13 protein-coding genes are annotated in these 12,412 nt (G+C 36.7%); 12 read left to right on the top strand and 1 reads right to left on the bottom strand.

From position 1 onward, the window contains the following. Window positions 1-2 precede the first annotated feature (2 nt). Window positions 3-947: an NAD(P)H-dependent flavin oxidoreductase gene (locus tag P164_RS14855; RefSeq protein WP_028377120.1), complete on the top strand. Its 945-nt coding sequence runs from the start codon at window positions 3-5 to the stop codon at window positions 945-947. Between the two features lie 86 nt (window positions 948-1,033). Here P164_RS14855 and P164_RS14860 read toward each other — a convergent pair whose 3' ends face one another. Continuing rightward, window positions 1,034-2,086 carry a ferredoxin--NADP reductase gene (locus P164_RS14860; protein ID WP_028377121.1) on the bottom strand — a complete coding sequence of 351 codons (1,053 nt, stop codon included), beginning with the start codon at window positions 2,084-2,086 and terminating at the stop codon, window positions 1,034-1,036. A gap of 105 nt (window positions 2,087-2,191) precedes the next feature. Between P164_RS14860 and P164_RS14865 the strand changes: the two genes are divergently transcribed. The 11 genes from P164_RS14865 (at window position 2,192) to atpA (ending at window position 12,395) form a co-directional block, all read left to right on the top strand. Next, the gene (locus P164_RS14865; RefSeq protein WP_028377122.1) at window positions 2,192-3,661 is read left to right on the top strand and encodes a DUF5687 family protein; all 1,470 of its coding nucleotides are present in this window, start codon (window positions 2,192-2,194) and stop codon (window positions 3,659-3,661) included. Window positions 3,662-3,723: 62 nt separating this feature from the next. Further along, on the top strand, window positions 3,724-4,443 hold the full coding sequence (locus tag P164_RS14870; protein WP_028377123.1) for an ABC transporter ATP-binding protein: 720 nt from the start codon (window positions 3,724-3,726) through the stop codon (window positions 4,441-4,443). Between the two features lie 119 nt (window positions 4,444-4,562). Beyond that, window positions 4,563-7,106: a tetratricopeptide repeat protein gene (locus P164_RS14875; RefSeq protein ID WP_125411783.1), complete on the top strand. Its 2,544-nt coding sequence runs from the start codon at window positions 4,563-4,565 to the stop codon at window positions 7,104-7,106. Window positions 7,107-7,110: 4 nt separating this feature from the next. Beyond that, a complete protein-coding gene (locus P164_RS14880) occupies window positions 7,111-7,515 on the top strand; it encodes a polymer-forming cytoskeletal protein (protein WP_028377125.1) in 405 nt (134 codons plus the stop codon). Beyond that, the gene (locus P164_RS14885; RefSeq protein ID WP_028377126.1) at window positions 7,484-7,699 is read left to right on the top strand and encodes an AtpZ/AtpI family protein; all 216 of its coding nucleotides are present in this window, start codon (window positions 7,484-7,486) and stop codon (window positions 7,697-7,699) included. The genes P164_RS14880 and P164_RS14885 overlap by 32 nt, the downstream gene beginning before the upstream one ends. Further along, entirely contained in the window at window positions 7,699-8,094 is a 396-nt protein-coding gene (locus P164_RS19200; RefSeq protein WP_035899890.1) for a DUF6168 family protein, read from the top strand. The genes P164_RS14885 and P164_RS19200 overlap by 1 nt, the downstream gene beginning before the upstream one ends. A 91-nt stretch (window positions 8,095-8,185) precedes the next feature. Then, complete coding sequence (gene atpB / locus P164_RS14895) at window positions 8,186-9,382, top strand: F0F1 ATP synthase subunit A (protein WP_028377128.1); 1,197 nt, start codon at window positions 8,186-8,188, stop codon at window positions 9,380-9,382. 38 nt (window positions 9,383-9,420) lie between these two features. Beyond that, complete coding sequence (atpE, locus tag P164_RS14900) at window positions 9,421-9,621, top strand: ATP synthase F0 subunit C (RefSeq protein WP_199907794.1); 201 nt, start codon at window positions 9,421-9,423, stop codon at window positions 9,619-9,621. An 88-nt stretch (window positions 9,622-9,709) separates the two neighbouring features. Next, window positions 9,710-10,210 (top strand): F0F1 ATP synthase subunit B, encoded by a 501-nt coding sequence (locus P164_RS14905; protein ID WP_028377130.1) that lies wholly within the window; start codon window positions 9,710-9,712, stop codon window positions 10,208-10,210. 15 nt (window positions 10,211-10,225) lie between these two features. Further along, on the top strand, window positions 10,226-10,765 hold the full coding sequence (gene atpH, locus P164_RS14910; protein ID WP_028377131.1) for an ATP synthase F1 subunit delta: 540 nt from the start codon (window positions 10,226-10,228) through the stop codon (window positions 10,763-10,765). Between the two features lie 49 nt (window positions 10,766-10,814). Beyond that, entirely contained in the window at window positions 10,815-12,395 is a 1,581-nt protein-coding gene (atpA, locus tag P164_RS14915) for a F0F1 ATP synthase subunit alpha (RefSeq protein ID WP_028377132.1), read from the top strand. The last annotated feature ends 17 nt before the right edge of the window (window positions 12,396-12,412 follow it).

The following is a 12,412-nucleotide window of genomic DNA, read 5'->3' on the forward strand; positions in this document are numbered from 1 at the left end:
TTATGAAAAAAACGCTAAAGCAGTTGCTTGCTATTGAGCACCCTATCATTATCGCTCCTATGTTTTTAGTCTCTAATGTTGCGATGGTAACAGCCGCGATGCAAGCGGGTACAGCAGGCTGTATACCGGCATTAAATTACCGCACCCTACCCGAATTACGAGAAGCAATTACACAATTAAAAGCTTCAAAAACAGAAAATGGCGCTTTTGGCTTTAATCTTATCGTAAACAAATCAAATCTTAAGTTTCCAGATCAATTGACTGTCTGTTGTGAGATGGGTGTTGATTTTATAATAACTTCTTTGGGTAATCCAAAACAGGTTATAGAAGAATCTCATAAAAAAGGAATTCTCGTTTTTTGTGATGTGGTAAATCTTGAACAGGCCTTAAAAGTTGAAAGTCTAGGTTGTGATGCGGTTATTGCGGTAAACAATGAAGCTGGCGGCCACAGAGGAAGCATTTCACCTAAACAATTAATAGAGGAGTTAGATGCTGCATTAAAAATACCTGTAATTTCTGCAGGAGGCGTGGGTAATAAGGCAGAGCTCGATGAGAAACTGAGTTATGGTGCAGTAGGAGTAAGTATTGGTAGCCCATTTATAGCTTCTGAAGAGGCCGGGGTTTCTAATGAATATAAAGAGGCCTGTGTAACGTACGGCAAGAAAGATATAGTCGTGACTCAAAAGATAAGCGGAACGCCGTGTACGGTGATCAATACGCCTTACGTTCAGGAAATAGGTACAGAGCAATCGTGGATTGAGAGTCTACTCAATAAAAATAAATGGCTTAAGAAATATGTAAAAATGTTACGTTTCTTAAAAGGAACGAATATGGTGACAAAAGCTGCTGCAGGGGCAACCTATAAAACTGTCTGGGTTGCTGGCCCAACCATAGAGCATACAAAAGCAATTGAACCGTTAAAGAAAATTATTGAGCGGTTTATTTAATTTTTCAAAATTAATCATCAACTAAAAAAGCCTCAAAGATTTTAAAATCTTTGAGGCTTTTTTAGTTATTCTAAGAGATCTAGAATCTATAAATCATCATAATCAACAGTTAAGTTTGCTGAAGTAGCTAATGCCTGGCAGGTTAAGATTAATCCTTCTGCCACTTCACCATCTGTAAGAATCTGGTTTTTACGCATTACAGCTGTACCCTCGGTTACTCGTGCGATACAACTACTGCAAATACCTCCTTGACAGGAGTAAGGTACATCAATGTCGTTTTCTAATGCGGCGTCAAGAACTACTTTGTCCTGGTTTATAGTAAGTTCAAACTCTTCATCATCTACTACGATTTTAAGTTGGGTGATGCCATCTAGAGCTTCAGCAATCTCTTCACCGTCACTAGAGCTTGTAAATAATTCAAACTTAATTTTGTCTTCAGGAATACTGTTCTCAGCTAAAACAGCACTAACTCCTTTAATCATTTCTTCAGGACCACATAAAAAGTACTGATCAAAATCATGTGATTTAAACTTATTTTTCAGCACAAAGTTTACTGTAGCTTTTTCGATACGGCCAAAGTGGGAATCTGTCTCTTGCTTACGACTGTATACAAATTCTATAAATAGTCGCTCCGGGTATTGAAGCTGTAATTCTAATAACTCTTTGTGAAAAATAGTTTCTTCAACAGTCCTGTTTCCATAAAGCAATACAAATCTACTTTTAGGCTCTTCTTCTAAAACTGTTTTAATGATAGAAAGCACCGGGGTAATTCCGCTTCCTGCAGCAAAAGCAGCATAGTCTTTATTGTTTTCGCCATTAGGCTCAACAAAAAATTTACCTTCAGGAGGGTGTACCTCTAATGATTCGCCTACGGTTAATTTGTTATTTGCAAGTACAGAAAAAGTACCACCTTCAACTTCTTTAACAGCTATTTTAAGAAGACCGCTTTGTGGTGTAGAGCACAAAGAGTAGGCTCTGCGTACTTCTTTACCGTCAATTTTGGTTTTTAAAGTAACATATTGCCCGGCTTTGAATCTAAAATCGTTTTTTAAAGCATCTGGAACTCCAAATGTGATGCTAACAGCCTGGGCTGTTTCGCGAGTAATATCTTGTATAGTAAGTGCGTGAAAATCGCTCATTGCTTAAAAATTTTGGCAAAAATACAAAGCATGTTGGTTATGAGGCGTAACATTTTTATAATTTTCACACTAATGGTATGACTACTAGCCAAAAAATGAATAGTGATGATTAAACACTTTATAAATCTAGAATGGAAAAGCTTTTTTAGATCAGCAGCGTTCCAGACTAATATTATTCTGAAAATATTTATGGCGCTGGGTGCGCTTTATTTTATTGGGATCTTTACACTTGCGGGTGTAGGAGCTTATTTCGGATTAGAAAAGGCAGGTTTTGAACCCTTAGAAACACTCAATAGCTTTATGATTTACTATGTGGTAGTAGATCTCATGATTAAGTATTTCTTACAAAAAATGCCGGTGGTAAATATTAAACCGTTGCTGTTGCTTCCCTTTAAAAAGGCAAAGATTGTAGATTTTGCGATGGGTAAAACCATGCTTTCCTTTTTTAATATAATTCACGCATTTTTCTTTATTCCTTTTAGCATTGTTTTAGTGGTACAGGGGTATGATCCGCTACACGTGATTACCTGGCATTTGGGAATGTTAGGGATGATTTACTTAAATAATTTTATCAATGTATTTCTGAATGATGCGCTTGCACTCGTAGTGGGTTTAGGAACTGTAATTGCTGCTTTTGGCGCGCTTCAGTATTATGAGATTTTTGATATAACCGCTTATACCGGCATCTTTTTTCAAGGTTTATTTGAGTATTTGTGGTTATTTATTATCCCGCTACTTTTGGCATTTCTCTTATATAGGTTTGCCCATAATTATTTTCTAAAACGTTTATATTTAGATGCTGGTTTGGCAACAAAAGCACAGGCAGCTTCTACCGAAAATTTGGACTGGTTAGACCGTTTTGGTAAAACAGCAGTTTTTCTTAAAAATGATATTAAACTTATTAAGCGAAACAAGCGCTCACGTACGACGATTATCATGAGTGTTGTTTTCCTGTTCTACGGTCTGTTATTTTTCTCTGGCGGTATCGAGAGTTATGACAACCCTTTTATGAAGATTTTTGCGGGAATTTTTGTTTCTGGCGGGTTTATGTTCAGTTTTGGTCAGTTTGTACCAAGTTGGGATAGTTCGTATTATCCCTTAATGATGACGCAGAATATAAAATACCAGGAATATTTAAAGTCAAAATGGATGTTAGTGGTTATTGCTACAGCAATTTCTACTGTACTGGGTGCATTTTATCTCTATTTTGGTTGGGAAGCGTATGCAGCAATACTGGTGGGCGGTATTTTTAATATGGGAGTAAACGGTCACGTAGTTTTACTGGGAGGCGCTTATATAAAAACGCCTATAGATTTAACGAGTAATAAAAAAGCATTTGGTGATAGTTCGTCTTTTAACGTAAAAACATTATTGATTACGATGCCAAAATTATTACTTCCCATAGCGCTGTATGCACTAGGTCATTTTACACTAGGACCTGTTTTTGGCTATGCTTTAGTGGCACTTGCCGGTCTTGCCGGTTTTGCTTTTAGAGATTATATGTTCAGAAAAATAGAAGAGGTTTATAAAGCCGAAAAATACAAGACCATTGCGGCTTACAAGCAGAAAAATTAAGATATTTTTTAATTACTCTCAAAGGGAGTGATGTTATAGTAACTACCAAGAAATTTAGAATTATGATACATATTCACGATTTAACAAAAACGTACAACGGGGTAACCGTATTAAAAATTGACGAACTCAGTATTCCTAAAGGAGAAGCTTTTGGCCTGGTGGGTAATAACGGAGCCGGCAAAACGACCTTGTTTAGCGCATTACTTGATTTGATACAACCTACTACCGGCTACATTCAAAATGGAGAAAGTAAAGTAAATGAAAGCGAAGCCTGGAAATCACACACGGCTTCATTTATTGATGAGAGTTTTCTAATAGGCTATTTAACTGCGGAAGAATACTTCTATTTTATTGGAGAATTGCGTGGACAAAACAAAGCCGATGTTGATGCATTACTCGCTGGTTTTGCCGACTTTTTTAATGATGAGATCCTTAACAAGCGCAAGTATCTGCGCGATCTTTCTAAAGGTAATCAAAAGAAAGTAGGTATTGTAGCAACTTTGATAGGTTCGCCAGATGTAATCATCCTCGATGAACCTTTTGCCAACCTTGACCCTACCACACAATTTAGACTGAAAGGTATTATTAAAAAACTGGCTGCAGATACAGATATCACCGTTTTAGTATCTAGTCACGACCTCATTCACGTAACCGAAGTTTGCGAGCGCATCGTGGTTCTTGAAAAAGGAAGTGTGGTTAAAGATATCAAAACCTCTGAAGCAACGCTTAAGGAATTGGAAGCCTATTTTAGTAAGGAGGACGATAATGCTGTAATTGTTTGATATAGATTTAATCATTATTGCACTCATTGATTTTGACTCTTTAAATTATTTCAACACCACTTTAACCCGTTCATACTAATTTTGCTACTTTGCAGTTATTGCTTTATACTTAATTAGATTTGCAAACTCAGGTACAAAAAATACTCATCTTAGCGGTGCTAGTGGGAGTTCTTATGGGATGCTCCCGTAAGAAAGATAAATTTCTAAGCAGAAATTTTCACGCACTTACTACAGAATATAACACGTTGTTTAATGGTAGACAAGCCTTTGAGCAGGGTCGTGATGCGCTTATAGACAATTATCAAGATAATTTTTGGGCAATTTTGCCTGTAGAGCGTTTAGAAAATCCGGAGTTTGTGCCTTTACCCGGCGATGCTATTGACCCCAGTTTTAAACTTTCCGAAGAAAAAGCTATAAAAGCCATACAAAAGCACAGTATGCAGATTAATGGCACAGAGCGTAATCCGCAAATGGACGAGGCGTTTATGCTTTTAGGAAAATCACGCTACTACGATATGCGTTTTGTGCGCGCACTTGAGGCATTTAATTATATTCTCGCTTATTATCCCGCCAGTAATAACATCGCACAGGCAAAAATCTGGAAAGAAAAAACAAACCTTCGGTTAGATAATACAAAAATTGCAATTGAGCGGCTACACAAACTTCTAGAGGAAGAAAAAAAGCTAGACGCACAGGATTATGCAGACGCTTCAGCTATGTTGGCACAGGGGTACATCACTGAAAATCGTATAGATAGCGCACTTGTTTACATAGAGAAGGCAGCCTTTTTAACGCGTAAAAATGAAGAAAAAGGCAGGTACTATTTCATTAAAGGCCAGTTATACGATTTAATAGATCAGCCACAACTGGCAAATGCAAACTATGATAAGGTCATCGCGCTAAACCGCAAATCACCGCGGCGTTATATGATTAATGCCTATGTAAATAAAATTGCAAATTTTGATTATGAGACTCAAGATCAGGAGCAACTTTTTGAACTCCTGACAGATCTTGAGAACAATAGAGAAAACAGGCCTTATTTAGATATTATAAATTATCAATTTGCTCAATTTTACCAGAATGTAGGTAGGCAAGATTCGGCTGTTGCCTATTTTAATAAATCCCTTGCATCTAAGAGTGCAGATAAATTTCTCGTTTCTAGAAACTACCTAAGTCTGGGAGAACTCAATTTTGATAATTCAGACTACCTCGCTGCAGGGGCTTATTATGACAGTACTTTAGCGTTTATACCCGAAAAATCGAGAGAGTTTAGAGACATAAATAAAAAACGAACTAATCTCAACGATGTAATTTTATATGAGGGTATTTCAAAACGCAACGATAGTATTTTAAAATTAGTAAATATGAGTTCCGCAGAGCGGAACACTTACTTTGAGGAATATATTACTCAGTTAAAAGAAGAACGTGCAAAAGATTCTGTCGCAGCAGCAATTGCTGAAGCTACGATTGCAAATAATGAATTTTTTGTTGCTGATGCCAGTAATCAGCCACCTGCAGGGAGCACCTTTTATTTTTACAATCCGGTTCAAATTGCACAGGGCAAATTAGATTTTAAATCGCGTTGGGGTAGCAGGCCTAATGAAGATAACTGGCGCATTTCTAACAAGCAGGGAGCCTTTCAGGAACAAAGCACAGCTTCCGGCTCTAAAGACCTGCTGGAAACCTCAGAAAACGGACTTTATAACGTAAAAACTTATCTGTCTAAAATTCCATCAGAAAAACCGGTCATAGACAGTATTTCTACGGCGCGCAATTTTGCGTATTATCAGTTAGGTCTTATTTATAAAGAAAAACTAAAAGAACCGCAGCTTGCCATACAGCGTCTTGAGACCTTATTAAATAATAATCCTGAAGAACGACTTGTTTTACCGGCAAAATATAATTTGTATCAATTGTATTTAGATCAAAATGATGCGTTTAACAGAGATAAATTTAAAAATGATATCTTGATAAACTATGCAGACACGCGTTATGCAAGTATTATAAAAAATCCTGAAAAAGCGCTTACTCAGGATGAAGATAGCCCAGAAGTGCTGTATAACAAATTGTATAGAATGTTTGAAAATCAAGAGTATGAGACTGTACTTTTAAATTCAGACAGATATATTGATGAGTTTGCAGGCGATGCTTTTGTCCCTAAATTTGAATTGCTGAAAGCTACAGCAATTGGGAGGTACAAAGGTTTTGAAGCCTATGAAGAAGCTTTAAACTATGTAGCGCTTAATTACCCCAATCAGGAAGAAGGTAAACGAGCAAAAGAGCTCATAGATAAAGCATTACCTCAGTTAAAAAGTGATGAGTTTGTAGCAGACTCAAAAGCATTAAGTTTTAAGTTACTGTATGTTTTTAATACTTCTGAAAAAGACTTAATGAAGAATACAGAAGATACACTTACGGCATATTTAAAAGAGGAAGCTCCTGAGACAATTACAGCCTCTGCAGATGTTTACGATGCAGCCACGAGTTTCCTGGTAGTACATGGTTTTAAAAACACTGTTGAAGCCTTATTTTTTGCTGAAAAACTGAAAGAGGTAGAGCCGTCAACTTTAACAAGAGAACCTGTTTTAATAAGTACAGACAATTATAGAATCGTACAAATACACAAGAATTTAGAAGCTTATAAAAATCGAGAAGTTGAATAGTATTATGAGAAAAGACAAAGTAGCTAACAATTTAGACCAGGGAAGCAAACAAAATAGAATAAGTGATGGTACGTCTATCATAGGAGATGTAAAATCTCAGGGAGACTTCAGGTTAGATGGCACTCTTGAAGGAAAGATGGAGAGTACCGGCAAAGTAGTTATAGGAAAAAATGGTCTTTTAAAAGGAACGCTTATTTGTAAAGAAGCAGACGTAGAAGGTACTGTAGAGGGGATATTAAAGGTAGACGAACTTTTAAACTTAAGAGCCAGTGCGGTGATTAATGGGGAAGTTGCAACCGGAAGATTGGCAGTAGAACCGGGCGCCGGTTTTAATGCAAGTTGTGTGATGGGTAATGGAGTAAAAAACTTAACTAGCGATGTCAGAAAAGAAGCCGGAAAATCAGCTTAGTACCTGGGCAAGGTTTTCTACCATAGCCATACAAATGGGAGGAACCATATTCCTGGGAAACCTCTTTGGCGGCTGGTTAGACAAAAAATTTGAAACCACCTATTTAGAATCTACAATCACTTTACTTGCCGTATTTCTTTCGATGTATATCGTTATAAGAGGAGTAAAACAACTTAATAAATAATGCTTATAAAGCGTCTACTTAACTATTTTGTAATTATAGCAGTTCTATTTTTTCTAGGATACTTTTTACATAGCTATATTATCGAAACTAATGACCTATCGCATCCTTTTTCATTGTTACATATTTATTTGTTTCAAGCTATAGCAACTTTAATTATTTGTGGAAGTTTTGAGATTCTCGCAACTTTCTCAAAGCGTTTTGCAGAGCAATTGGGCTTCATTTACCTTGCAACGATGGTTGGTAAAATAGGATTGTTCTGTTTAGTGTTTAATAACATCTTGTTTTCAGATATAATTTTAACAAAACCAGACAGCCTTAGTTTGCTGATACCCATATTTATTTACCTGTTTTATGAGGTGATAGTGATTACAAAAATCTTAAATAGAAACGCTTAGCGGTATATTTATTTTAAAATGATTCTTATTCTGAATAAAATGTTTAGTTTTGCAGCAAATTTTAGCAAGCCTTATTTTTGAAATTATAATAATGAAGATAGCAAAATTACCTATCCAATTTTTAACCGTTTTGATGTTTCTAACTATTGGAAACGCGGCCACGGCTCAGGAACACAGCGTTGCAGAAAGTAATGATGCTGGTACTTTAGACACTCAGGAAGAGATAGATGAGTATATTCAACATCACATAAAAGATTCTCACGATTTTCATTTGTATTCTTATACGGGAGATGATGGTGTGCGTCATTCTGTAGGTTTACCATTACCTGTAATTGTATGGGGATCTAATGGGCCTGCAGCATTTATGTCATCAGCTTTTCATCATGATATTAATGGTGAGGTTATTGTTGAAGCAGGCGGGAGCCGTTTTGTAAATCTTCACGATAAAATTTATGAGCTGGAAGAAGGAGCAACTGCAGTCGAGATGGGTGAAGATCATCATCCTGTAAATGCACATATGCCTTTAGACTTATCAATCACAAAAAGTGTTGTAGGTATTTTGGTAATAGGTTTGCTTATGCTTATCTGGTTTTCATCTTTAGCCCGTCAATACAAGAAAAGAACAATTCCAAAAGGTTTTGGAAGAGTGTTAGAACCTCTAGTAATTTATGTACGAGACGAGTTAGCAAGACCAAACATTGGAGAAAAGAAATATCGAAAATTCACAGGATTTTTATTAACGGTTTTCTTTTTTATCTGGATTTTGAACCTTTTAGGATTAACTCCTTTTGGATTTAACGTTACAGGGCAATTAGCAGTAACTGCAGCTCTTGCGATATTCACCTTAATAATTTACACTTTTAGTGGTAATAAAGATTACTGGATGCACATCTTGTGGATGCCGGGAGTACCGTATCTAATACGTCCTGTCTTAGCAGTAATCGAGTTAGTGGGAGCGTTCATAATAAAACCATTTTCATTATTAGTTCGACTTTTTGCAAACATCTCTGCGGGACATATTGTAATCATGAGCCTTATTGCAATTATGATAACCCTTAAGGGAGAATTGACACCTGCGGGATCAACACTTTTATCGTTTGTATTATCCTTATTTATAACATTAATAGAAGTGCTTGTTGCATTTCTACAAGCCTATATCTTCACCATGCTTTCCGCTTTATTTATTGGGATGGCTGTTGCAGAACACGATCACGATCATGACCACGCGCACGATGCAAAGGGTCACGATAAGGTTGATGCAGAAGATATAAGAGCAGACTTTATTTAAAATTAATTTTTGTTTAATTATTTATATATTTTTTAATTATGGAAGCAATGGTTCCAAATTTAGTAGGTGCTGGTTTAATCGTATTAGGTGCTGGTATTGGTTTAGGTAAAATTGGTGGTAGCGCTATGGAAGGTATCGCTCGTCAGCCAGAAGCTGCCGGTAAAATCCAAACTGCAATGATTATTATCGCTGCACTTTTAGAAGGTTTAGCATTTGGTGCACTTTTCTTAGGAAAATAATCCAAATAAAAATCAAAACTCATTCTCCTGTAACGGTTGGTTGCAGGAAATGAGTTTTAATTAAACAAACAATAAACAAGGTCACGTTATGGATCAATTATTAAATGACTTTTCTCCGGGACTGTTTATAATGCAAACAGTCTTATTGTTAGTGCTTATTTTACTAATGGTAAAATTTGCCTGGAAACCTATTCTTAAATCATTAGATGATCGTGAAGAAGGTATTCAAGGTGCGTTAGAAGCTGCTGAAAAGGCTCGCATAGATATGCAAAATCTTCAGGCAGACAATGAAAGAGCATTACAGCAAGCACGTGAAGAGCGCGATGGTATGCTTAAGGAAGCTCGTGAGATTAGAGCAAAAATGATCGCTGAAGCAGAAGGTGATGCTAAATCTCAGGCAGACAAGATTATTCTTCAGGCTCAGGAAGCTATCGCTGCAGAAAAGCGCGCTGCTGTTGCCGAATTAAAAAGTCAGGTTGCAGAACTTTCTTTACAGATCGCAGAAAAAGTGGTGAAAGAAGAGCTTTCAGACAAAAGTAAACAAATGCAGTATGTAGATAAGATGCTGCAAGACGCTACCCTTAATTAATAAAAAAAGTAGTTCATGTCTTCAAGAGCAGCAATACGTTATGCAAAAGCAATTTTAGAACAGGCCCGTGAAAAGGGTACTGCTGAAGTTGTTTTTGGTAATATGAAATCTATTGAGGCGACCCTCAACGCAAGTAAAGAATTAAGAAATGTACTTAAAAGTCCGGTTATAAAATCTGATGATAAGCGCGCTTCATTACTTGCAATTTTTAATGGATATGACTTGAGTACAATAAGTCTTATAGAATTGCTTGTTGATAAAAAAAGAACTGCAATTTTAGGAGACGTGGCTTCAAGCTATGTTGACATTTATAATAAATCTAAGGGTATTGTAGTAGCTCATTTAACAACTGCGGTAGAACTTGACGCCTCATTAGAAGCAAAAGTTCTTGCAAAGGTTAAAGAGATTACAGATGGTAAAGAAGTAACCTTAGAACATCATATAGATTCTAATTTAATAGGAGGATTTATATTGAGAGTAGGTGATGTGCAATACGATGCAACGGTTGCAAATCAATTAGATAAAATACAAAAAGAGTTTAGTAAACGTTTATAATTACAACTAAGTCTTGAGTTAAATTGAGGCTTATTAGATATCAAACAAAATGGCAGAAGTAAAACCAGCTGAAGTTTCAACAATTTTAAAGAAACAACTTTCAGGCTTTGAAGCATCAGCTTCATTAGATGAGGTAGGAACAGTACTTACCGTAGGTGATGGTATTGCCCGTGTTTACGGTCTTTCTAACGCACAATACGGAGAACTCGTTGAATTTGACGGAGGTCTTGAAGGTATTGTATTGAACTTAGAAGAAGATAACGTAGGGGTTGTACTCTTAGGTCCTTCTAAAGAAGTTAGAGAAGGTGCTATCGTAAAACGCACGCAACGTATCGCTTCTATAAATGTAGGAGAAGGTATTGTAGGTCGTGTTGTGAACACCTTAGGTCAGCCTATAGATGGTAAAGGTGCTATACAAGGTGAAACGTATGAGATGCCATTAGAGCGTAAAGCTCCTGGTGTAATTTATCGTCAACCGGTAACAGAGCCATTACAGACTGGTATAAAGTCTATTGATGCAATGATTCCTGTAGGTCGTGGTCAACGTGAGCTTGTTATTGGTGACCGTCAGACTGGTAAAACTACCGTTTGTATTGATACCATTTTAAATCAAAAAGAATTTTACGATGCAGGGGAGCCTGTATATTGTATATATGTTGCGATAGGCCAAAAGGCTTCTACCGTAGCAAACATTGCTAATGTACTTGAAGAAAAAGGTGCTCTAGCATACACTACTATTGTTGCTGCAAATGCATCAGATCCTGCAACTATGCAGGTATATGCTCCTTTTGCAGGTGCATCTATCGGTGAATATTTTAGAGATACAGGTCGCCCTGCTCTAATCATTTATGATGATTTATCTAAGCAAGCGGTAGCGTATCGTGAGGTGTCTCTTTTATTACGCCGTCCACCGGGACGTGAGGCATATCCTGGAGACGTTTTCTTCTTACACTCTCGTTTGTTAGAGCGTGCTGCAAAAATTATTGCAGATGATGATATCGCTAAGAATATGAACGATCTTCCTGATACTTTGAAGCCAATCGTAAAAGGTGGTGGTTCATTAACTGCACTTCCAATTATAGAAACTCAGGCTGGTGACGTTTCGGCGTATATACCTACAAACGTAATCTCGATTACAGATGGTCAGATTTTCTTAGATGGTGATTTATTTAACTCAGGTGTACGTCCTGCAATTAACGTAGGTATTTCGGTATCTCGTGTAGGTGGTAACGCTCAGATTAAATCAATGAAGAAAGTTGCAGGAACCTTAAAACTCGATCAAGCGGCTTTCCGTGAACTAGAAGCGTTTGCAAAGTTTGGTTCAGATCTAGATTCTGCAACATTAAGTGTAATTGAAAAAGGAAAACGTAACGTAGAAATCCTTAAACAAGGAGAAAATACTCCGTTTACCGTAGAAGATCAGATTGCTATTATCTATGCAGGTTCTAAAAACTTGCTACGTAATGTGCCTATCGATAAGGTTAAAGAATTTGAGAGAGATTACTTAGAGTTTTTAAATGCTAAGCATAGAGATGTGCTTGATACTTTAAAAGCAGGTAAGCTTACAGACGAAGTTATCGACACGTTAACTACTGTAGCAAAAGATCTTTCATCTAGATATACTAAGTAATTTTTTCGCAAAGCGAA

The organism is Leeuwenhoekiella sp. MAR_2009_132 (genome assembly GCF_000687915.1).
GTDB lineage: Bacteria > Bacteroidota > Bacteroidia > Flavobacteriales > Flavobacteriaceae > Leeuwenhoekiella.